The sequence below is a fragment of the Kitasatospora sp. NPDC098663 genome (genome assembly GCF_044760075.1).
In the GTDB taxonomy this organism is placed as follows: domain Bacteria; phylum Actinomycetota; class Actinomycetes; order Streptomycetales; family Streptomycetaceae; genus Kitasatospora.
Genome location: NZ_JBIWAP010000027.1, coordinates 62,057 through 83,400, shown reverse-complemented (window position 1 = coordinate 83,400; position 21,344 = coordinate 62,057). Strand labels below are relative to the sequence as shown.

The following is a 21,344-nucleotide window of genomic DNA, read 5'->3' as shown; positions in this document are numbered from 1 at the left end:
CAAGGGCCCTTCCCTCGCGGGCCCTTCGCCGCTCCTGTGCCGTCACTCCTTGTGACGGCCGACCCAGTCCAGCAACTCCGCGGTGAACTGCTCCGGGGCCTCCTCGTGCGGGAAGTGCCCGACCCCCGGCATCAGCCGCCAGCGGTACGGTGCCGCCACGTACTCGCCGCCGCCCAGCGCGGTGTGCGACAGCAGCACCGGGTCCGCCGCGCCCTGGACGTGCAGGGTCGGCGCCGTGATCGGCTTCTTCATCCGCCGGGCGAACTGGATGCCGTCCGGGCGCGCCATCGAGCGCAGCAGCCAGCGGTACGGCTCGATCGAGCAGTGCGCCGTGCTGGGGATCTGGATGGCCTGCCGGTACGCGTGCACCGCCTCCTCGTCCAGCCGGTTCGGACCGGCCCAGGCGTCCAGGTAGCGGCCGACCAGCGCTGCGTCGTCGGCCACCAGGCGGCGTTCCGGTATCCACGGCCGCTGGAAGCCCAGCACGTGCTCGAAGGCGGCCGCCTGGCGGCGGTCGGTCAGCAGGGCCCGGCGCAGGTCCCGGGGGTGCGCGGCGGAGACCACGGTGAGGCTCTGGATCACCGACGGGCGCATCACCGCCGCCACCCAGGCCAGCGTGCCGCCGGCGGCGTGCCCGACCAGGTGCGCCCGGCGTTCGCCGAGCGAGCGGATCACCCCGGTGATGTCCAGCGCGAGGTTGCCCGGGTCGTACCCGCGCGGGGTGCGGTCGCTGCCGCCGATGCCCCGCAGGTCGAGCGCCACCGCGCGGTAGCCGGCCTCGGCGAGCGCGGTCAGCTGGTGGCGCCAGGCCCACCAGTACTCGGGCCAGCCGTGCACCAGCAGCACCAGCGGGCCCGAGCCCAGTTCGGCGATGTGGAACCGGGCGCCGTTGGCCGCGAGGTCGCGGTGCGTCCACGGGCCGCTCTGCCGGACGCTCCAGGCCTCGGCGCCGCCGTCCGGGGCGGTGCCGGGGCTCTCCTCGGCGGGCTCCCCCCCGGGTGCCAGGTCGGGTCCGGAGTCGGCGGACGGCTGCGCGGGCACGGGCTTCTGGTCAAGCGGCATACCGAGAGCGTGTCACATCCGTGCGCCGGACGGCGCCCGGTACTCGCTCCCGGCGGGTCCGGGCGGGCGGCTGTGCGCCGCCGCCGGAAGGGCCGTTACGGGATGCGGCCCAGGGCCCGGTCGATCTCCTCCTTGGTGGCCGGCCGAGGCCGGGCGTTCTTCAGCACGTCGGCGGTCTTCTGGGCGCCCTCGATGGTGCGGTGCGGCTTCTCGATCCGCTTGAACGAGCGCCAGGCCATCAGCCCGAGCAGCACCGCGAGCAGCAGGTAGGCGCCGGCCACGATGAGGAACGACCAGCCGAGCGACAGTCCCAGCGCGTGGATGCCGAAGGCCGCCGCGGCGCTCAGCATCGGGACGGCGGCCAGCGCCACCACGGCGGCGACGCCCAGCGAGACGCCCCCGGAGACGCCGCGCTTGACGTCCGCCCGGATCTCGGCCTTGGCGAGCGCGATCTCGTCGTGGACCAGTGCGGACAGGTCGGCGGTGGCCGCCGCGAACAGCTGCCCCACCGAACGCTCGCCCTCGTAGGGCGCCCGGCCGTTGCTGGACGGGTCTGCGGCTCCTGCGGGCATCAGCGGTTCTCCTCTGCGGCTGTGCGGCGTGACGCCGCCGCGTGGTGCGGTTCGGGGGGCCGGAGGGGCCCGGAGGCGTCAGTGGACTGTCGACAGCTCAGAATCATGCCCCTACCGGTCAGTCGCACACCACTCCGGGGCCCCGCCGGGGGGACGTGTCCGGGCACTGCCGGGCCGCCGGCGGGCCTCAGCGGGGCGTCTGCGGCCCCTCGCCGTCGGGTCGCGGGGCGAGCCCGGCGGCCCGGGCCCGCCAGGCCGGGTCGTCCTCCTGGTAGACGTCCGGGACGCCGTCGCCGTCCACGTCCCGGTCCTCCTCCTCGCACAGCGCGCGGTAGTGCCGGTTGCGGAGCTTGAGCAGCACGGTGGCCACCGTCGCGCAGAGCAGCGAGCCGACCAGGACGGCCGTCTTGGAGAGGTCGGCGAGGGCCAGGTCGTCGCGGAACGCCAGTTCGCTGATCAGCAGCGAGACGGTGAAGCCGATGCCCGCGAGCACCGAGACCGCGAACATGTCGGCCCACTTGAGCTTCGGGTTCAGCTCGGCCCGGGTGAACCGGGCGGCCAGCCAGGTGCCGCCGAATATGCCCACCGTCTTGCCGACCAGCAGGCCGATGACGATGCCGAGCGGCGTGGCCTGGGTGAACACCTCGCGCAGCGTCGGGCCGGAGATCGTCACCCCGGCGGCGAACAGCGCGAACACCGGGACGGCCAGGCCGGCCGAGATCGGGCGGACCAGGTGCTCGATGTGCTCACCGGGGGAGTGCTGCTCGTCGCCCTCCCGGTGGCAGCGCAGCATCAGGCCCATCGCGACGCCCGCGACCGTGGCGTGGATGCCGCTCTCGTGCATCAGTGCCCAGTTCACGACGGCCAGCGGCACGAACAGGTACCAGCCGTGCACCCCGCGCCGGTGCAGGAACCAGAACAGCACCAGGCCGGCGAAGGCCAGGCCGAGCGCCCAGAACTTGATGCCGGAGCTGTAGAAGACCGCGATGATCAGGATCGCGATCAGGTCGTCCACCACGGCGAGGGTGAGCAGGAAGGCGCGCAGGGCGGATGGCAGGTGGCTGCCGACCACGGCCAGCACGCCGAGCGCGAAGGCGATGTCGGTGGCGGTCGGGATGGCCCAACCGCTGGGGTGACCGCCGCTGCCCGAGTTGACGAGGGCGAACAGGATCGCCGGCAGCGCGACCCCGCAGACGGCGGCCACCACCGGGAGCAGCGCGGCGCTCGGGGTGCGCAGCTCGCCCGCGACGAACTCGCGCTTGAGCTCGATCCCGGCCACGAAGAAGAAGATCGTCAGCAGGCCGTCCTTGGCCCAGTTGCCGAGGGTGAGGTCGAGGTGCAGCGGGGCGGACGGCCCGACGGTGTAGTCGAGGACGCTCTCGTACGCGTGCGGCCAGACGTTGGCCCAGACCAGTGCGACCACGGCGGCGAGCAGCAGCAGTACGCCGCCGACGGTCTCGGTGCGCAGGGCGTCGGTGATGAACGTCCGCTCGGGCAGGGACAGCCGGCCGAGCAGCTGCCGGCGGCGGGTCGTCGGCTCGTGGACGGGCGGCTGGTCGGTCACGAGGACCTCCTGAGGGGCTGGGAGCGGCAACGGATGCACGGGTGGTGCAGTTGCCGACCAGACTTCCCGGCGCGCCCTGTGACGCTCGGATTCCCGTCCAGGGATCTTGATGCGTCGTTAACAGTCTAGGGGATCGTTCGGGTGACATCCGGATTGTCCTATTCAAGGACTTAAGCCCTACGGGCTGGTTCTGCACTCCGGAGGAGCAGTGGCGCGGCACCCGAATGGCCCAGGCCGCGTGCGGACGGGTGAACGCGGCACCGTTGGCCGCGGGGCACCGCCTGCTCCCGGCCGCCCCGCAGCACACCCCGGAGGCCGACCGGACGTGGGCTTCGGACCCACGGCATGGCTGTGCCCCGGGCGGTGACCACCGCCCGGGGCACGCTTCACCGTGCCGGCCGGCTCAGCCGTTGCCACCCGCCGGCGGCAGCTGGGCCTGGATCTGGCTCATCACCGTGCTGTCGGCGAGGGTGGTGGTGTCACCGACCTCGCGGCCCTCGGCGATGTCGCGCAGCAGACGGCGCATGATCTTGCCGGAGCGGGTCTTCGGCAGCTCGCCGACCACCTTGACCTGCTTCGGCTTGGCGATCGGGCCGAGCGTGCGGCCGACGTGCGCGCGCAGCTCCTCGACCAGCTCCGGGCTCTCGGTGGCGCCGCCGCGCAGGATCACGAAGGCGACGATGGCCTGGCCGGTGGTGGCGTCCGCGGCGCCGACCACGGCGGACTCGGCCACCGACGGGTGGCCGACCAGGGCCGACTCGACCTCGGTGGTGGAGATGTTGTGGCCCGAGACGAGCATGACGTCGTCGACCCGGCCGAGCAGCCAGATGTCGCCGTCCTCGTCCTTCTTGGCGCCGTCACCGGCGAAGTAGCGGCCCGCGAAGCGCGACCAGTAGGTGTCGATGTAGCGCTGGTCGTCGCCCCAGATGGTGCGCAGCATGGACGGCCACGGCTCGGTGAGCACCAGGTAGCCGCCGGAGCCGTTCGGGACCTCGTTGGCCTCGTCGTCGACCACGGTGGCCGCGATGCCCGGCAGGGCGCGCTGGGCCGAGCCCGGCTTGGTCTCGGTGACGCCCGGCAGCGGGCTGATCATCATGGCGCCGGTCTCGGTCTGCCACCAGGTGTCCACGATCGGGGTCTTCCCGGCGCCGATGTGCTCGCGGTACCAGATCCACGCCTCGGGGTTGATCGGCTCGCCGACGCTGCCCAGCACCCGCAGCGAGGACAGGTCGAACTTCGCGGGGATGTCGTCGCCCCACTTCATGAAGGTGCGGATCGCGGTCGGCGCGGTGTAGAGGATCGTCACGCCGTACTTCTGGACGATCTCCCAGAACCGGCCCTGGTGCGGGGTGTCCGGGGTGCCCTCGTAGATGACCTGGGTGGCGCCGTTGGAGAGCGGGCCGTAGACGATGTACGAGTGGCCGGTGACCCAGCCGATGTCGGCGGTGCACCAGTAGACGTCGGTCTCCGGCTTGAGGTCGAAGACCGCGTGGTGGGTGTAGCTGGCCTGGGTGAGGTAGCCGCCCGAGGTGTGCAGGATGCCCTTGGGCTTACCGGTGGTGCCCGAGGTGTAGAGGATGAACAGCGGGTGCTCGGCGTCGTGCGCCTCGGGGGTGTGCTCGGTGGACTGGCGCGCGGTGATCTCGTGCCACCAGACGTCACGGCCCTCGGTCCAGGAGATGTCCTGCCCGGTGCGGCGGATCACCAGGACGTGCTCGACGCCGTCGACCTTGGTGAGCGCCTCGTCGATGGCCGGCTTGAGCGCGGACGGCTTGCCGCGGCGGTAGCCGCCGTCGGCGGTGATGACGAGCTTGGCCTGGGCGTCCTCGATGCGGGAGGCGACGGCGTCGGCGGAGAAGCCGCCGAAGACCACCGAGTGGGTGGCGCCGATCCGGGCACAGGCGAGCATCGCGACGACCGCCTCGGCGATCATCGGCAGGTAGACCGCGACCCGGTCGCCCTTGCGGACGCCGAGCTCCAGCAGCGCGTTGGCGGCCTGCGAGACCTCGTCCTTGAGCTGGGCGTAGGTGATCGAGCGGCTGTCGCCGGGCTCGCCCTCGAAGTGGATCGCGACCCGGTCGCCGTGGCCGGCCTCGACGTGGCGGTCGACGCAGTTGTAGGCCACGTTGAGCTTGCCGTCGGCGAACCACTTGGCGAAGGGCGGGTTGGACCAGTCCAGCGTCTCGGTCGGCTCGACGGCCCAGCTGAGGCGGCGGGCCTGCTCGGCCCAGAAGCCCAGGCGGTCCTCGGAGGCCTGCGCGTACGCGGCCGCGGTGACGTTGGCGGCGGCGGCGAGCTCTGCCGGCGGAGCGAATCGCCGCTCCTCCTTGAGCAGGTTGGCCAGGCTCTCGTTGCTCAACGCGCACTCCTCATCGAGTCATGATCGGAGACGATCCCGTGCGTGGGGATTGTCCCGTGTGTCCCAGCGCACAGCTCACCAGGCGAATGGGGCACTTGACAAGAGCCTCCGGGTAATTGGTGTAGACCTTTGACCGGCTGTCGAACGGACCATCGTACGGCGCACCGCTTCTGGGCGGTGCGCCGTACGACGGCCGGAGGGCCCGCGCCCCGGCCCGCCCGGCGGGGACACGGGCCCGGCTCTCAGGCGGCCAGCCGGGGGCCGTCCTCGGTGCCGCCGGCGGGAACCCGGCCGTCCTCATTCACCCGTTCGGGCGTGTCGCCCGCCAGCGGCCCGCTCGGCGGCGCCCCTGGCGCTGCCCGGCCGGCCGTGGTTCCGGCCGCCGCCGTCCCGATGCGCGCCTCGATCGGACTGAACGTCCCCTCGGCCCGGTCGAGTACGTAGGCCTGGGCGGTCGCGAAGTCGAAGTACATCCCGACCAGTCGCAGGGTGCCCTCCTCCACCCGGCGCTCCACGGCCGGGTTGGCCAGCAGCTGGTCCAACTGCTGGACCACGTTGGTGATGCAGAGCTGCTCCACCAGGTCCACCACCGGCCGCGCGTCGAACCCGGCGGGGACCCGGCGGAGCCGGTCCAGCGAGCCGCGGCCGTTGCGCAGCCAGCGGGCCAGCGGAGTGGGCGGCCCGGGGCGCTCGTGCACGCCGTCCAGCAGGGCCTTCATCGCGCCGCAGCCGGAGTGGCCGCAGATCGTGATCGATCCGACTTCCAGGACCTCGACCGCGTACTGCACCGCGGCCGCCACCGAGTCGTCGGCCGCGCCGGGCTCGTACGGGGCCGGCACCAGATTGCCGACGTTGCGGACGGTGAACAGGTCCCCCGGCCCGCTGTTGGTGATCATGCTGGTGACCATCCGGGAGTCCGCGCAGGTCAGGAAGAGCTGGGAGGGCGTCTGCCCCTCCCGGGCCAGCCGGGCGAGTTCGGGGCGGATCAGCGGGGCGGTGTGCTGCTGGAACACCCGGACACCGTCCAGCAGTCGGCCGTGCGGATCCTCCTGCTGCTCGACGCAGTGGTGGCCGACCCAGGGCGTCCAGGCCCGGCAGCGGTGCGGGCCGGGTGAGCTGCCCGCCCGGACGGTGCCGTCGGGGTCGAGCACCTCGTCGTCGCTGCGGCGCGTCACCATCGAGACCCGGCCGCCCGCGGCCTGGTGGCCCGTCCGCCAGCTGTGCAGCGTCTCGTACGCGGCGTGGTCCAGGAAGGAGCCGTCGTGGACCACGGTGACCTCGGCGCCGGAGGGGATCCCGGCCAGCGCCCGGCTCAGCCGGGGCACGGCGGTGAAGGTGAGCGGCCCGTGCGTCTGGACGGTGACCGCGCCCGCCGGGCCGGCCAGCACGTCCACGTGGGCGCGGGTCAGCCGGTAGAGCGCGAGCAGTACGGCGGTGCCGGCGCCGAGCGCGACGCCCCACAGCACGCCGAGCGCCACCACGGCGAGCACGGTGGTCAGGTAGACCGGGAACTCGCGGTGCCGGTGCACGTTGCGGATGTGCGCGAAGCTCACCATCTGCAGCCCGACCACCAGCACCAGCGCGGCCAGCGCGGCCAGCGGGATCCGGCGCAGCCCGCCGGTCAGCGCCAGTGCGGCGGCGAGCACCCAGACGCCGTGCAGCACCGAGGACCACCTGCTCTGGCCGCCGGCCCGCACGTTGGCGGTGCTGCGGACGGCGCCGCCGGCGACGGGCAGCCCGCCGACCAGCCCGCTGACGATGTTGGCCAGGCCCTGGCCGCGCAGTTCGCGGTCGAGGTCGCCGGTGCGGCGGGACATCCGGTCGACCGCGACGGCGGACAGCAGCGACTCCACGCTGGCGACGGCGGTGACGGTCAGGACGGCGGCCAGCACTCCGGCCAGCGGGCCGTGCGGCAGCGCGGGCACGAGGGCGTGCGGCTGCCAGGCGGGCAGCCCGATGTGGGCGAGCCGCAGGTCCAGGGCCAGGGCGAGCGCGGTCGCGGTGGCGACGGCGGCCAGCGGGCCCGGCACCTTGGCCAGCCTGGCGCCGAACTCGCCCGCGCGGCCGGGGAGTCGGCCGAGTCGGGGCCAGCCCAGCAGGACGGCCGCGGTCACCGATCCAGCGAGCAGCGCGGGCGGGTGCGGCCCGGCCAACTGGCCCGGCAGCGCGAGGAGGTTGGCGATCGCGGAGCTCTGCGGGGAGCCGCCGAGGACGACGTGCAGCTGCGCGATGGCGATGGTGAGTCCGACCCCGGCCAGCATGCCGTGCACGATGGCGGGCGAGACGGCGAGCGCGGTCCGGGCCACCCGGCGCACGCCGAGCAGGAGTTGGAGCAGCCCGGCGGCCAGCGTGATGGCGCAGGTGGCCCGCCACCCGTACTGGACGATCAGACCGGCGGTGATCACGGTCAGCGCGGCGGAGGGGCCGCTGACCTGGAGCGGGGTGCCGCCGAACAGTCCGACGACGATGCCCCCGACGGCCGCGGCGGCGAGGCCGGCGGTGAGCGGGGCGCCGGTGGCGAGCGCGATGCCGAGGGAGAACGGCACGGCGATCAGGAAGACCACCAGGGAGGCGGAGAGGTCCTGGGCCCAGCGGGCCTTGGTGCCGGGGCCCGGTGGTGCGTGGTCGGTGGTGTCGGAGGCGATGGGGGCGCTGGAGATGTCGAGGGTCATTGTCTTCCCGTCTGTCCGGGGGAACGAACGCAGTCAGGTCCGGCGGTGAGTCCGGGGTGGGGCTCCGGGGCGGATCGGCTGTCGTGGGTCGCGACGGTGTGGCGGGATGGCGAGGGCGCGGCGGGGAGTGCGGGTGTCACCGGCCGGACCTTGACCATCAGGGCCCGCCAGGGACCTGGGCGAGGTGCGGGACGTCTCGCCGAGGGCCGTCGGGACGGACCATCAAGACTCGGTAAACCGAGGGTAATGAAAGCTTTGCACAGCGTCATTTCGGGAGGGAAGGGCAAAACCCCCCGATTCACCCCATTGGGTGGTGTTCGAACCGCTGGGAATCTGCTGGCGGAGCTGAGGGCGGCCGGGCGCTCGGTGGCGCCGGGCGGTCCGGACGTGCGGAACGGGCCGTGGCCCTCCCCGGGGAAGGGGGGAGGGCCGCGGCCCGTTCGGGCGGAGCGGCGTCAGGCGCGCGCACCCGCCGGGGCGGGCCGCTCGCCGCCGACCCCGAGCCCGCCCAGCACGAAGGTCTCGTCCACCTGGGTCGCGAGGTCGATGCCGACCTTGGCGTTGGCCCAACTCTCCGCGTTGCGCAGGTGGAAGAGCACGGCCTGCTCGGTGTAGCGGCGCACGTCCCGCTGCCCGTACGCGGACTCGGCCTCGGTCCGCAGCTCCTCCAGGACGGCCCGGTTGGCCGGCTCCAGCGACTTCAGCGGCGGCTCGGCGCCCTGCTCCAGACGGCGCACCCAGTCCGAGTGTCCGAAGGTGGTGAGCAGGTCGTCGCCGACCTCCCGGCGCAGGAACGCCAGGTCGTCCGGGCCCTGCACCTTGTTGCCGATCACCCGCAGCCGGACGCCGAAGTCGCGGGCGTAGTCCTTGTACTGGCGGTAGACGGAGACGCCCTTGCGGGTCGGTTCGGCCACCAGGAAGGTCAGGTCGAAGCGGGTGAACAGGCCGGAGGCGAAGGAGTCCGAGCCCGCCGTCATGTCGGTGACCAGGTACTCGTCGGGGCCGTCCAGCAGGTGGTTGAGCAGTAGTTCCACCGCGCCGACCTTGGAGTGGTAGCAGGCCACCCCGAGGTCCTCCTCGGTGAAGGCGCCGGTCGCCAACAGCCGGACCGAGCCCTCGTCCAGGGCGATCGGGCGGGCGCAGGCGGCGTAGACCGGGTTCTCCTCGACGATCCGCAGCAGGCGCGAACCCCGGCCGGGCGGCGTGGTCTTGATCATCTCGTCGGCCGAGCGGATCAGCGGGTTGCTGCCGCGCAGGTACTCCTTGATCTCCGGCAGGTGCGCGCCGAGCGAGGGCAGCTCCGCGGCTTGGGCATCCGTCAGACCCAGGGCCGGGGCCAGGTGCTGGTTGATGTCGGCGTCGACGGCGATGACCGGTCGGCCCGCTGCGGCCAGATGGCGGATGAACAGTGCGGACAGCGTGGTCTTCCCGCTGCCGCCCTTGCCGACGAAGGCGATCTTCATCTGGGACTCCGGCTCTCGCTCTGGGCCCGCGCTCGGGGGCCACCTGTTCAGGGGCCGCACATGCCGAGGCGCCCTAATTGGAAATAGTTATCGTCTCCGATAGTGGCCATGCTAGCCGGGGTTTGGGTCTCCTCGGCGGAGGGAAGTGAGGATTGCCTCTAACGGGTGATCCGGGGTTGCTGTTCCGGGAGGGGGCGGCTGTTCATTACTCTCGGGTAGGTGAGTACTGGAACAGATCCCCTCGCCCCGCTGGCCCAGCTCCCCGGGGTGTCCGACGCCGTGGCCGAGGTCCGCAAGGCCGTCGACCGGCTCTACGGCCACCGGGTGATGCGCCGCCGCGCGGCCGAGGTCACCTCCGAGTCCGCGCTGCGCGGCGCCCGCGCGTCGGCGGCGCTGGCCGGAGCGGACTGGCCGCTGGAGGAGGTCCGGCGCCGCAGCGACTTCAGCGCGGACCCCGAGGCCCGGACGGTCGGCGCGGCCCTGCGGATCGCCGCCGAGGCCGGCCAGCTGCTCAGCATCTGGCGGCACTCGCCGCTCCAGGTGCTGGCCCGGCTGCACCTGCTCGCCGTCGGCGACGGCGAGCCGTCCGCCGGGCGGCCCCGCCGTACGGGTGAAGGCGTCGAGGACCTGTTCCCGCTGCGGCTCGAGCCGGTGGAGAGCGTCGAGGTCGTCCAGGTGGACGGACCGCTGCCCGTGCTGCCGCCCGCCCCGGGCGCGGAGGAGGTCGCGGCCCGGCTCGACCAGCTCTCCCGGCTGCTGGTGGCACGCGCCGAGGGCCAGGGCGTGGGGACGCCGGCCCTGGTGGTCGCCTCCGTGGTGCACGGCGAACTGCTCGCGCTGCGGCCGTTCGGGGCGCACAACGGCGTGATCGCGCGGGCTGCCCAGCGGATCGTGCTGCTCGCCGAGGGGCTCGACCCGAAGTCGATCTGCCCGGCCGAGGTCGGGCTGGCGGAACTCGGCACCGACGCCTACCGGCGGGCCCTGGCCGGCTACCTGGCGGGCACGGCCGAGGGGATGGCGGCCTGGATCGCGCACTGCGGGCGGGCGCTGCGGCTCGGGGTGCGGGAGAGTACGGCGGTCTGCGAGGCGATGCAGCGCGGGATGGTCTGAGCGCGGCCGGTCGGGTCGCGGGCGCGGCGGGGGCGCGGGCGCTTCTGGCACTTCCCGGCGCTTCCGGCACGAAGATGCGGCGGCACCCGATCCTGCCTGGTGCCGCCGCTGGTGCAGATACCGGGTGACCATGCATGCACCGGAAGTGCTGATCAGACGGGGATCCTGCCCGTTCGTCTGGTCCAGCGGCCCGACAGCGGGTCGGCTGCATGTGGGTGCTCGGTTATCTGTACACGCGGTCCGTGGGGCCTTAACTGCGTTGTCGGTTTGACCTCTTCGGGTCCTGACCGGGTCTCGCGGGCCGTGCTTCATTTGTATCGCGTTTCGGGCGAAAGGGGAACCCGAAAAGAGAACTCTGTGCTGATTGTCTGATTTGCCTGCGTTGCGGAGCCCGCAGGCGCCCGCGTGGCGGGGGCCCGCGGCGGGTGGCTCAGGCCTCCGGGCGGCGCCGGTGGGCCAGGTACCAGATCACCCCGGCGGTCACGGCCGCCGTCCCGATCGCCACGGCCGTCAGCACCGAGCCGCTCGGCGCGGAGAACTCCGGGAGCCGCCGCCGCAGTTCCACCGGCCGGTCGAAGACCAGCACCGGCCACTCCCGGGCCTGCGCCTCCTTCCGCAGCGCGCGGTCGGGATTGACCGCCGACGGGTGGCCGACGGCCTCCAGCAGCGGCAGGTCGGTGGAGGAGTCGCTGTAGGCGTAGGACGCGGTCAGGTCGTAGCCCTCGGACTCGGCCAACTCCCGGATGGCGGCGGCCTTGTTCTCGGCGTAGGCGTAGTACTCGATCTCGCCGGTGTAGCAGCCCTCCTCGACCTTGAGCCGGGTGGCGATCACGTGGTCCGCGCCGAGCAGCGCGCCGATCGGCTCGACCACCTCGGAGCCCGAACTGCTGACGATCACCACGTCCCGACCGGCCGCGTGGTGCTGCTCGATCAGTGAGGCGGCCTCGTCGTAGATGATCGGGTCGATCAGGTTGTGCAGCGTCTCCGCGACGATCTCGCGGACCTGCTGGACGTTCCAGCCCCGGGTGAGCGAGGAGAGGTACTCGCGCATCTTCTCCATCTGGTCGTGGTCCGCGCCACCGACCAGGAAGACGAACTGGGCGTACGCGCTCCGCAGTACGGCCCGACGGTTGATCAGACCGCCCTGGTAGAAGGGGCGGCTGAAGGCCAGCGCGCTCGACTTGGCGATGATGGTCTTGTCCAGGTCGAAGAAGGCCGCCGTGCGCGGCCCGCCCGGCCTGGGGCGAACGGGTGAGCGGGTCTGCGCGGGCCCGGTGGCCTCGCCCGGGGACTCGTCGGCGTGGTCGTCGGCGTTCTCGGTGGTGTCCACGGGAACCGAGGATAGAGGGAGCCGCAAAACAGGCCGCCATTCGGTGTACCCGTGGGCGTGCGGGTTTGTGTTTCTGGCCGCTCGGGTACACCATGGAAGTCACGGATCGTTCGCGACCGTGCTAACCCGGTCCGGCTCCTCCCCCCCGAGTCGGGCTGTGGATAGACGACCCCCGCTCTCCCCCCCGGCGGGGGTCGTCGCACGTCCGGGGCCATTTTTAGGCCCTGAAGGCCCCTCGCGGCGAGCGCCGCGGCCGCCCCGTCGACGGTGTACAGGGGGTGTAGACACCCTGGTCCACTGACCACCTTTCGTCACTCTGCGTCGCTGTTTGCTCATGGCTGTCCATGGCTGTTCGGCTGGTTCCGATCGGTGGGGCGGGCTGCTGCGGCGGGGTGCCCGAGCGGCGGCCGGGACGGTCCGCCGAGTGGCCGACGAAGGTGCGACGGGCTTCCGGTTCACATCCGTGATCCCCGATCGTCAATTCCTTGACGATTAATCCCTCGCCCGGGTGAACGTTTTCCTCCACAGCCCACGAGTTATCCACAGGGATTCGCATCGTGGATGACGGAATCCCGATCTCCCCCCACCGTGATGGTCGGCGGCGGTCGCCGGGCGGATCTCATCTCCCTCTCTCCCACGAGGTCTGCCGGGCGGCCGTCCGCCGGAACCGTCCGACGTGCGCCCCGGACCGCCCCTGGCGGCCGTCGGCGCAGAGGGGAGCCCACCATGTCGACGCCGATCGCCGACCACAGCACCACCGAAGGGCCCGGGGCCAGCGGCCCGCTCGTCGTCACTGAGGACGAGGGCCTGGCCGAGCACCTGCTGCGGCTCTGCGCGGCCGCCGGCACCGAACCGAGGCTGATCCGGGGCGCACCACCGCCGCGCGAGCTCTGGGAGGGCGCCTCACTGGTGCTCATCGGGGACGACCAGGCCACCCGGTGCTCCGGGCTCGGCCGGCGCGGCGGGGTGCTGCTGCTCGGGCTGGACCTCGACGACGCCGGGGTGTGGGTCAGAGCCGTCCAACTCGGCGCCGAGCACGTGCTGTTCCTCCCCGACGCCGAGGCCTGGCTGCTCGACCGGATCGCCGACGCGGCCGAGGGTGCCGGTTCCCCGGCGCTCACCGTCGCTGTCCTCGGCGGCCGGGGCGGGGCCGGGGCCTCGACCCTGGCCTGCGCCCTCGCGGTCACGGCCGCGCGGGCTGGGCGGCGGACGATGCTCATCGACGGAGATCCGCTGGGCGGCGGCCTCGACATCCTGCTCGGCGGCGAGGCGGCCCGCGGGCTGCGCTGGCCCGATCTGGCCGGCTCGCGCGGGCGGGTCAGCGGGGTCGAACTGGCCAGGGCGCTACCGGTGCTCAAACGGCTCTCCGCGCTCTCCTGCCTGTCCTGGGACCGCGGCGACACCCTGACCGTGCCGCCGGAGGCCATGCGCAGCGTGCTGGCCGCCTCCCGGCGGCGCGGCGGGCTGGTCGTCGTCGACGTGCCGCGCCATCTCGACGCGGCCGCCGGGCAGGCGCTGGAGCAGTCCGACCTGGCGCTCCTGGTGGTGCCGGCCGAACTGCGCGCGGTGGCCGCCGCCGACCGGGTCGCGGCGGCCGCCCGGATGCGGCTCGGGGACGTCCGGGCGGTGGTGCGGTCGCCGCGCACCTCCGGACTCCCGGCCCACCGGATCGCCCGCGGGCTGCGGCTGGAGCTCGCGGGGGAGTTGAAGCCGGAACCCGGCCTGGCGGAGGACGTCGAGAAGGGCGTCCCGCCCGGCATCCGGGACGGCGGCCCGCTCGCGCGCTTCTGCGAGACCTTCCTGGACGAGGTGTTGCCGCCGGTGCCGGTGGTCGGAGGAGGTGTGTACTGATGGTCCGTCTGCGCAGAACAGGCCCCACCGTGCGGGCGGGGGGCGGTCCGAAGAGTCGGGGCGACGGTGCGTGGGAGCACCGGCCGCTCAGGAGCGTGCCGCCGCCCGGCGGGCCACCCGAAGTACCGCGCCACCCCTGCCCGTACGGGCGCACCGCCCGGGAGGAGCGGACGGCGGAGCTGGTGGACGCGGTCCGGCTGCGGCTGGCCGAGTCGGGTGCCGCCCCGACGGCGGGGTCGGTCGCGGCCGTGCTGCGGGCCACCCGGCCGCCGCTCGGCGGGGACGAAGTCCTGGACACCGTGCGCTCGTTGCGCGCCGAACTGGTGGGTGCGGGCCCGCTGGAGCGGCTGCTGGCGGCGCCCGATGTCACGGACGTCCTGGTGAACGGTCCGGACGAGGTGTGGATCGACCGTGGCGGCGGTCTGCACCGGGCCGCCGGAATCCGGTTCGCCGACGCCGAGGCGGTACGGCGGCTGGCCCACCGGTTGGCCACCGCGGCCGGGCGGCGGCTGGACGACGCGCGGCCCTGGGTGGACGCCCGGCTGCCGGACGGCACCCGCCTGCACGCCGTGCTGCCGCCGATCGCGGCCGGCTGCACGCACATCTCGCTGCGGGTCTGCCGGCCCCAGCCGTTCACGCTCGACGAACTGGTGGCGGGCGGGGCACTGCCGCCGGAGGGCGCCGGCCTGCTGGCCGGCATCCTGCGGGCCAGGCTGTCGCTGCTGGTGTCCGGCGGGACGGGCACGGGCAAGACCACGCTGCTCGCGGCCCTGCTCGGCCTGGTCGGGCCTCAGGAGCGGATCGTCATCGCGGAGGACTCCGCCGAACTGCGGCCGGCCCATCCGCACGTGGTCCGGTTGCAGAGCAGACCGCCCAACCAGGAGGGGCTGGGTGAGCTCACCCTGCGGGACCTCGTCCGGCAGGCGCTGCGGATGCGTCCGGACCGGCTGGTGATCGGAGAGGTCCGCGGGGCCGAGGTGTCGGATCTGCTGGCCGCGTTGAACACCGGGCACGAAGGCGGCTGCGGCACGGTGCACGCCAACACGGCGGCGGACGTGCCGGTCCGGCTGGAGGCGCTGGGCTCGCTCGCTGGGCTCGACCGGCCCGCGCTGCACAGCCAACTCCGGGCCGCGCTCGACCTGGTGGTGCACCTGGTCAGGGAGCCGGGCTCGGGGCGCCGCCGGGTGGCGGAGATCCACACGCTGGCCGCCGGCCGTGACGGGCTGGCCGTCACCACCCCCGCGGTGGAGTTCCCGGTTTCGGGCGGGCTGGTTCCCGGGGCGGGCTGGGAGCGGCTGGTCGGGCTGCTGGCGGTGCGTGGTGTGTCGCTCGGGGCGGGGCCGACGTGACGGCGGCGGTGACCGGGTTGGCGGGTGCGGGTGCGGGTGCGGGTGCGGCTGTGCGGGTGGCGGAACTCGCGTTCGTCCTGCTGCTGGGCGGGTGCGTGGTGGGCGCCTTGGCACTGCTCGGGGCGTGGAACAGGAAAGACCGACGACCGGGAGGGTCCTGACGTGATGGGCATTCAGAGTTCTTTCTGCTGGGCATTGGTGTTGTGCCTGGTGGCCGTCGCCGCGTGGCGTGCGGTGCAGGAGCAGCTGCCGGGCGGGCGCCGGTTCAGGCTGGTGCTGGCCGGCAGTGGGCCCCCGCCCGTTCCGGTGCCGGGCCCGCCGGCGGTGACTGCGGGGCGCGCCCGGCCCCGACCGTTCGACTGGCGGGCGCCCGAACTGCTGCTCCTGCCCGTGGGGTTGGCCGCCGGGCAGGCGACCTCCTCGCCGCTGCCGGTGCTCGCCGCCGGGCTGGCCGTACTGCCGCTGCGGCGGTGGCGGCTGCGGCGGCGCGTGACGGTGGAGGCCGGGCGGCGGGCGGCCGCCGTGGTGGAGCTCTGCGCGGGGCTGGCAGGGGAGTTGCGCAGCGGGGCGACGCCGGAGCAGGCGTTGCACCTGGTCACGGCCCGCCTCGCGGCCGACCCGGACGGGCTGCACCGGCTCGGCGGGGAGCCGGTGGCGCGGCTCGCGGCGGGCCGGTACGGCGGGGACGTGCCCGCCGCGCTGCACCTGCTCGCCGAACTGCCGGGCGGGAGCGGGGCGTCGGCGATCGCGGCCTGTTGGCGGGTCGCGTCCGACGGCGGGTCGGGGCTGGCCGTCGCGCTGGACCGGGTGGCGGAGGCGCTGCGCGGTGAGCGGGCACTGGCGGAGGAGATCGCCGGGGAACTGGCGGGGCCGCGGACCACGATCGCCGTCCTGGCGGCTCTGCCGGCCGCCGGGCTGCTGCTGGGGTCGGCGCTCGGGGCCCGGCCGGTGGGCGTCCTGCTGCACACGCCGGCTGGGCTGGGGTGCTTCGGTGCGGGCGCGGCACTGGAGGGCCTGGGTGTGCTCTGGACGGCGCGCATCGTCCGGGCGGCGGCTCAGGGCGCTGAGGGCCCTCGGGGCGCCCTGGAGGCACCCCGGTGGGCTGCCGGGGCGCGGGGTGCTGGTGGCGGCGGGAGCTGCGGGCTCTCACGGGTACGGGCGCGGGTCCGGACGCGGGCGCAGGTGGTGTCGGGGTGATCCGGGGACTCGGGTGGCTGATCGCCGGGGGTCCGGTGGTGGTGGCCGGCGTGGTGCTGGTGCGCGGGCGGGCGCGACAACGGCGGGTGCTCGGCCGAGTGTTGGTGCGAGTGGCGCCGGGGGAGGGGGCGAGGGCGTCGGCTCCGGGCGGTAGTGGTGGAGGCGGCGGGCGTTGGCGGCCCGTGGTCCTGGCGGCGGGCGCCGGGGTCGGCGCGGCGGTGCTGCTGGGCGGCGCCGTCGGGGTGGTCGTCGGGGCGGTGCTGGCGGCGGGCGTGCACCGGTGGTCGGCCCGGGTGCGGTCCCCGACGGAGCGGCGGGCGGTCCTGGAGGAGGAGTTGCTGAGCAGGCAACTCCCGCTGAGTGCGGAGCTGTTGGCGGCCTGCCTCGGTTCGGCGGCCTCACCCTCGGCGGCGGTGTCGGCGGTCGGTCGGAGCGTGGGGGCGCCGATGGGGCCCCGGCTGGTCGCGATCGGTGCCGAACTGGCCCTGGGCGCGCCGCCGGAACTGTGCTGGAGCCGTCTGGGCGAGCAGCACCCGTCGCTGGCCCCGCTGGCGCGCTGCCTGGTCCGGACGAGCCTCGGCGGGGCTCCGGCGGCCGAGCCCTTGATCGGGCTCGCGCAGGGGCGGCGGACGGCGGCAGCCCGGGCGGCCCACGCCCGGGTCCGCCGGGCGGGGGTGCTCGCCACCGCTCCGCTCGGGCTCTGCTTCCTCCCGGCCTTCGTCCTGATCGGCGTGGTGCCGGTCGTCATCGGCCTCACCGCCCGCTTTGCCCAGGGCGGGTGAACGAGGGGCCGCGCCAAGCGGATCGGCGGCGAAGCCGAGGGCGGCGGCGTTGGCGGCAGCCGCGTAGGCGTCGGGGGCATCGGTACGGCGGGGCATCGGTATTCGGTATTTCGTATTTCGGAGACAGGAGAGATTCATGACCGCAGTGATCGCGACGAGGCCCGGCAGCGGGCTCGCGCTCCGGCACGCGCCCGGGGTGTGGCGGCGCAGGAGCCGCTGGGCCGCCCGCCGGATGCGCGGGATGGCCCGGAGCCGGGGCCGGTCGGACGCCGGGATGACCACGGCGGAATACGCCGTCGGCACCCTGGCCGCGTGTGCCCTCGCGGCCGGGCTGTACAAGGTGGTGACCAGCGCGACCATCATGGGGGTGCTGACCGATTCGCTGGAACGGGCGCTTCATGCGACCTAGCGACCGTCCGCGAACTCCCGCCTGCGTGGCGGCGTTGGGGAACGCGTCTGGTCGCGTTGCCATCGGCCGCCTGGTGGCCCCTGGCCTTCGGTCGGGAGGCGCCCCCACCGCATCGTGTCCCTCCGACGCCGCCGCGCGCCGCCTTCGGGTGGATGGCGGGAGGCCGAAGGTCCGCCCTGGCCTGGCGCCGGCACGTGGTGGCGGGCGGGCGTGGTCGCTGCGGCCGGGCCGGCGCGGTGATGCGGGCTTCGTCACGGCGGAGACCGCGGTGGCCCTGCCGGCGCTCGTCCTGCTCGCGGCGATGCTGATCTGGGGCGTGCTGGCGGCGGCCGCGCAGATCCGCTGTGTGGACGCGGCCAGGGTCGGGGCCAGGGCGGCCGCACGCGGGGAGGCGGACGCCGCCGAACTCGCCCGCGCGGCCGCGCCGCCGGGGGCTCAGGTGCGGGTGGCGATGGCGGCGGAGGTGGTGCGGGTGGAGGTGGACGCGCTGTGCGGGGCGCCGGGCAGGCTCGGCGGGTTGCTCGCGGTGCGGCTGGGCGCGACCGCGGTGGCGGCGCGGGAGGACACCCTCGTGGGGGTCACGGGAGGTGCGGGAATCGCGGGAGGTGGTGGTTCATGGCCGACCTGACCGGGGTGCGGTCGGGGGCGCGGCGGTGGGCGAGGACGCGTACCGCCCGGGCGGCCGCCGTCGGTGGGCGCGGGCCGGACGCCGGTTCGGCGACGGTCTGGCTGCTGGCCCTGGCGATGCTCGGCACGGCGGTCTTCGCCGGGACGATCGCGGTCGGAGCGGTGGTCGCCGCGCGGCACCGGGCCGAGTCCGCCGCCGACTTGGCGGCGCTCGCGGCCGCGGACCGGCTGCTGCTGGATCCGGACGGCGGGTGCGGGCGGGCCGAGGGGATCGCCTCCGCGCAGGGCGCTGGCCTGGTGTCCTGCACGGTGGACCGGACGGGGGACGCCGTCGAGGTGGTGGCCGAGGTGACGGTCGGTGGGCTGCCGGCGCGTCTGCCGGTCGGCCCGGCACGGGCGAGGGCGCGGGCCGGGCCGGTGCGGGCCGCGGTCACCGCCGCCGAGGACGGCCTCGGCGGGTCGACCGGCGGGTCGGCGGCGGGCTCATGAGCCGGTCGACGGCCCACCGTCCGCGCTCGGCTCGGGCTTCGTCCCGGAGTCCTTCCCGGGGTCCGACCCGTGGTTCGCTTCGGAGCTCGCTGAGGGGTCCGCCGTCCCGGAGCCTGCCGTCCTGGAGCCTGCCGTCCTGGAGCCTGCCGTCCTGGGGGCGCCGGCCAGCAGGACGTCCAGCAGTTGGACGGCCGCGGCCTTGTCCAGCGGCTCGTTCCCGTTGCCGCACTTGGGTGACTGGACGCAGGACGGACAGCCGCGCTCGCACTCGCAGGAGGCGATCGCCTCGCGCGTGGCCGTCAGCCACTCGACGGCCCGTTGGAAGCCGCGTTCGGCGAAGCCGGCCCCGCCCGGGTGGCCGTCGTAGACGAACACGGTGGGCAGTTCGGTGTCGGGGTGCAGCGGGACGGAGACGCCGCCGATGTCCCAGCGGTCGCAGGTGGCGAACAGTGGCAGCAGGCCGATCGAGGCGTGTTCGGCGGCGTGGGCGGCGCCGGGCAGCTGGTCGAGCGGAAGGTCCGCGTCCAGTAGCTGGTCCTCGGTGACGGACCACCAGACCGCGCGGGTGCGCAGCGTGCGGGGCGGCAGGTCGAGCTTGCTCTCGCCCATGATCTCCCCGGTGGAGATCCGCTTCCGGAGGTAGCCGACCACCTGGTTGACCACCTCCACCGAACCGAAGCTGAGCCGGCCCTCGCCCCAGGCGACGGTGGTGTCGGTGTCGAGCACGGAGATGGAGGTGATGTCGCGGGCGGCCGTGGTGTACGGCGGGTCGGCCGGATCGACCAGGGCGACCGAGTTCTCCAGGTCGAGTTCCCGGACTAGGAAGGTGCGGCCCTGGTGCAGGTGGACGGCCCCGGTGTGGACGGTGGTGTGGGCGGCCGCGGCGTCCACCGTGCCGAGCAGGCGGCCGGTGTCGGCCTCGACGATCTGCACCGGGCTGCCGCCGCTGCCGCGCAGGTCGACGGCGTCGGCCGCGCGTTCGCGGCGGGTCCAGTACCAGGAGCCGTCGCTGCGCCGGCGCAGCAGGCCGCGCCGTTCCAGGACGGGCAGCAGCGGCGCGGTGGAGGGGCCGAACAGCTCCAGGTCGGCGTCGGTGAGCGGGAGTTCGGCGGCTGCCGCGCACAGGTGCGGCGCGAGCACGTGGGGGTTGTCCGGGTCGAGCACGGTGGCTTCGACGGGCGCCGCGAACAGCGCCTCCGGGTGGTGCACCAGGTAGGTGTCCAGCGGGTCGTCCCGGGCGATCAGGACGGCCAGCGCGCCCTGGGCCTCGCGGCCCGCCCGCCCGGCCTGCTGCCAGAGCGAGGCCCGGGTGCCGGGGTAGCCGGCCATCAGGACGGCGTCGAGGCCGGAGACGTCGACGCCGAGTTCGAGAGCGGAGGTGGAGGCGAGTCCGAGCAGTCGGCCGGTGTGCAGCGCGCGTTCCAGGGCCCGGCGTTCGTCGGCGAGGTAGCCGCCGCGGTAGGCGGCCACCCGGTCGGCGAGCGGTCGGCCGAGCTGGTCCTGGGTCTGGAGGGCGACGAGTTCGGCGGCCCGGCGGGAGCGGACGAAGACGACGGTGCGGGTCTGGCGCTCGACCAGGTCGGTCAGCAGGTGCGCGGCCTCGGCGGTGGCCGTGCGGCGGACGGGCGCGCCGTGTTCGCCGACGTTCTCGGTCAGCGGCGGCTCCCAGAGGCCGAAGACCATCGGTCCGCGCGGCGAGGCGTCCTCGGTGACCGCCCGGGCGGGCAGGCCGGTCAGGCGCTCGGCGGTGGCGGCCGGGTCGGCGGTGGTGGCGGAGGCGAGCAGGAAGGTGGGTGACGACCCGTATCGGGCGCAGACGCGGCGCAGCCGCCGGAGCACCTGGGCGACGTGCGAGCCGAACACGCCCCGGTAGCTGTGGCACTCGTCGACGACCACGTAGCGCAGCACCTTGAGGAAGGAGGCCCAGCGGGCGTGGGCGGGCAGGATGCCGCGGTGCAGCATGTCCGGGTTGGTGAGCACGTACGAGGCGTACTGGCGGACCCACTCGCGTTCCTCGGGCGGGGTGTCGCCGTCGTAGAGGGCGGGTCTGACCCGGGGTGGGGCGAGTTCGGCGGCCCGGCGGCGCTGGTCGGCGGCGAGCGCCTTGGTCGGGGCGAGGTAGAGCGCGGTGGCGCCGCGGCCGTTGCGGGCCTCGGTGCCGTCCAGCAGGTCGCTGAGGACCGGGGCCAGGTAGCCGAGCGACTTGCCCGAGGCGGTGCCTGTGGCGATCACCACAGTCTGACCGCTTTTGGCCAGTTTCATCGCTTCTGCCTGGTGCGCCCAGGGCTGATCCACACCGACGGCGAGCGCGGCGGCCACGATCTCGGACCGGATCGACTCGGGCCACGGCGCATAACGCGCAGGTCGGGCGGGAAGGTGCTCCGTATGGGTGAGCCGATCGGACCGCCCCCGGCTGGTGGACAGGGTCGTGAGCAGTGCCTCGGGCAGGCTGTGTCGGGGCGGCATGAGGACCCAGTGTGTCACCGGCGTGACGCAGAATCGTCGTAA

At 74.3% G+C, this 21,344-nt stretch carries 16 protein-coding genes; 8 read left to right on the top strand and 8 right to left on the bottom strand.

From position 1 onward, the window contains the following. Positions 1-42: 42 nt before the first annotated feature. The 6 genes from ACIQVZ_RS26995 to ACIQVZ_RS26970 all read right to left on the bottom strand — a co-directional run bounded on the left by ACIQVZ_RS26995 (position 43) and on the right by ACIQVZ_RS26970 (position 9,692). Positions 43-1,062, bottom strand: coding sequence for an alpha/beta fold hydrolase (locus tag ACIQVZ_RS26995; RefSeq protein WP_402453344.1), 1,020 nt, complete (start codon positions 1,060-1,062; stop codon positions 43-45). Positions 1,063-1,157: 95 nt separating this feature from the next. Beyond that, the gene (locus ACIQVZ_RS26990) at positions 1,158-1,634 is read right to left on the bottom strand and encodes a phage holin family protein (protein WP_063348673.1); all 477 of its coding nucleotides are present in this window, start codon (positions 1,632-1,634) and stop codon (positions 1,158-1,160) included. A gap of 187 nt (positions 1,635-1,821) precedes the next feature. Further along, the gene (gene nhaA, locus ACIQVZ_RS26985) at positions 1,822-3,198 is read right to left on the bottom strand and encodes a Na+/H+ antiporter NhaA (protein WP_402453343.1); all 1,377 of its coding nucleotides are present in this window, start codon (positions 3,196-3,198) and stop codon (positions 1,822-1,824) included. A 403-nt stretch (positions 3,199-3,601) separates the two neighbouring features. Then, positions 3,602-5,557 (bottom strand): acetate--CoA ligase, encoded by a 1,956-nt coding sequence (gene acs, locus ACIQVZ_RS26980; RefSeq protein WP_350881993.1) that lies wholly within the window; start codon positions 5,555-5,557, stop codon positions 3,602-3,604. Between the two features lie 242 nt (positions 5,558-5,799). Further along, positions 5,800-8,229, bottom strand: a complete 2,430-nt coding sequence (locus ACIQVZ_RS26975; protein ID WP_402453342.1) for a SulP family inorganic anion transporter — start codon at positions 8,227-8,229, stop codon at positions 5,800-5,802. Positions 8,230-8,684: 455 nt separating this feature from the next. Continuing rightward, positions 8,685-9,692 (bottom strand): ATP-binding protein, encoded by a 1,008-nt coding sequence (locus ACIQVZ_RS26970; RefSeq protein ID WP_402453341.1) that lies wholly within the window; start codon positions 9,690-9,692, stop codon positions 8,685-8,687. A gap of 219 nt (positions 9,693-9,911) precedes the next feature. Here ACIQVZ_RS26970 and ACIQVZ_RS26965 point away from each other — a divergent pair, with 219 nt between their 5' ends. Next, on the top strand, positions 9,912-10,802 hold the full coding sequence (locus ACIQVZ_RS26965; protein WP_402453339.1) for an oxidoreductase: 891 nt from the start codon (positions 9,912-9,914) through the stop codon (positions 10,800-10,802). Between the two features lie 430 nt (positions 10,803-11,232). Here the strand turns inward: ACIQVZ_RS26965 and ACIQVZ_RS26960 are convergent, their stop codons facing one another. Continuing rightward, a complete protein-coding gene (locus ACIQVZ_RS26960; RefSeq protein WP_402453338.1) occupies positions 11,233-12,132 on the bottom strand; it encodes an HAD family hydrolase in 900 nt (299 codons plus the stop codon). Between the two features lie 726 nt (positions 12,133-12,858). Between ACIQVZ_RS26960 and ssd the strand changes: the two genes are divergently transcribed. From ssd to ACIQVZ_RS26925, 7 genes are all read left to right on the top strand, one after another. Next, positions 12,859-13,983 (top strand): septum site-determining protein Ssd, encoded by a 1,125-nt coding sequence (ssd, locus tag ACIQVZ_RS26955; RefSeq protein WP_350882003.1) that lies wholly within the window; start codon positions 12,859-12,861, stop codon positions 13,981-13,983. Positions 13,984-14,078: 95 nt separating this feature from the next. Beyond that, on the top strand, positions 14,079-15,332 hold the full coding sequence (locus ACIQVZ_RS26950; RefSeq protein WP_402453337.1) for a TadA family conjugal transfer-associated ATPase: 1,254 nt from the start codon (positions 14,079-14,081) through the stop codon (positions 15,330-15,332). A gap of 210 nt (positions 15,333-15,542) precedes the next feature. Beyond that, entirely contained in the window at positions 15,543-16,529 is a 987-nt protein-coding gene (locus tag ACIQVZ_RS26945; RefSeq protein WP_402453336.1) for a type II secretion system F family protein, read from the top strand. A gap of 182 nt (positions 16,530-16,711) precedes the next feature. Further along, a complete protein-coding gene (locus ACIQVZ_RS26940; RefSeq protein ID WP_402453335.1) occupies positions 16,712-17,311 on the top strand; it encodes a type II secretion system F family protein in 600 nt (199 codons plus the stop codon). A 136-nt stretch (positions 17,312-17,447) separates the two neighbouring features. Continuing rightward, entirely contained in the window at positions 17,448-17,720 is a 273-nt protein-coding gene (locus ACIQVZ_RS26935) for a DUF4244 domain-containing protein (RefSeq protein WP_402453334.1), read from the top strand. 268 nt (positions 17,721-17,988) lie between these two features. Then, complete coding sequence (locus ACIQVZ_RS26930; protein ID WP_350882011.1) at positions 17,989-18,348, top strand: TadE family type IV pilus minor pilin; 360 nt, start codon at positions 17,989-17,991, stop codon at positions 18,346-18,348. Then, a complete protein-coding gene (locus ACIQVZ_RS26925; protein ID WP_402453332.1) occupies positions 18,336-18,836 on the top strand; it encodes an Rv3654c family TadE-like protein in 501 nt (166 codons plus the stop codon). The genes ACIQVZ_RS26930 and ACIQVZ_RS26925 overlap by 13 nt, the downstream gene beginning before the upstream one ends. Here ACIQVZ_RS26925 and ACIQVZ_RS26920 read toward each other — a convergent pair. Beyond that, positions 18,831-21,302: a DEAD/DEAH box helicase gene (locus ACIQVZ_RS26920; RefSeq protein ID WP_402453330.1), complete on the bottom strand. Its 2,472-nt coding sequence runs from the start codon at positions 21,300-21,302 to the stop codon at positions 18,831-18,833. The genes ACIQVZ_RS26925 and ACIQVZ_RS26920 overlap by 6 nt on opposite strands. Positions 21,303-21,344 lie beyond the last annotated feature (42 nt).

Bases quoted from the DNA above. Each gene is read 5' to 3' on its own strand.
- ACIQVZ_RS26995 (WP_402453344.1), bottom strand. From the start codon at position 1,062: ATGCCGCTTGACCAGAAGCCCGTGCCCGCGCAGCCGTCCGCCGACTCC.
- ACIQVZ_RS26990 (WP_063348673.1), bottom strand. From the start codon at position 1,634: ATGCCCGCAGGAGCCGCAGACCCGTCCAGCAACGGCCGGGCGCCCTAC.
- ACIQVZ_RS26975 (WP_402453342.1), bottom strand. From the start codon at position 8,229: ATGACCCTCGACATCTCCAGCGCCCCCATCGCCTCCGACACCACCGAC.
- ACIQVZ_RS26970 (WP_402453341.1), bottom strand. From the start codon at position 9,692: ATGAAGATCGCCTTCGTCGGCAAGGGCGGCAGCGGGAAGACCACGCTG.
- ssd (WP_350882003.1), top strand. From the start codon at position 12,859: ATGTCGACGCCGATCGCCGACCACAGCACCACCGAAGGGCCCGGGGCC.
- ACIQVZ_RS26935 (WP_402453334.1), top strand. From the start codon at position 17,448: ATGACCGCAGTGATCGCGACGAGGCCCGGCAGCGGGCTCGCGCTCCGG.
- ACIQVZ_RS26925 (WP_402453332.1), top strand. From the start codon at position 18,336: ATGGCCGACCTGACCGGGGTGCGGTCGGGGGCGCGGCGGTGGGCGAGG.
- ACIQVZ_RS26920 (WP_402453330.1), bottom strand. From the start codon at position 21,302: ATGCCGCCCCGACACAGCCTGCCCGAGGCACTGCTCACGACCCTGTCC.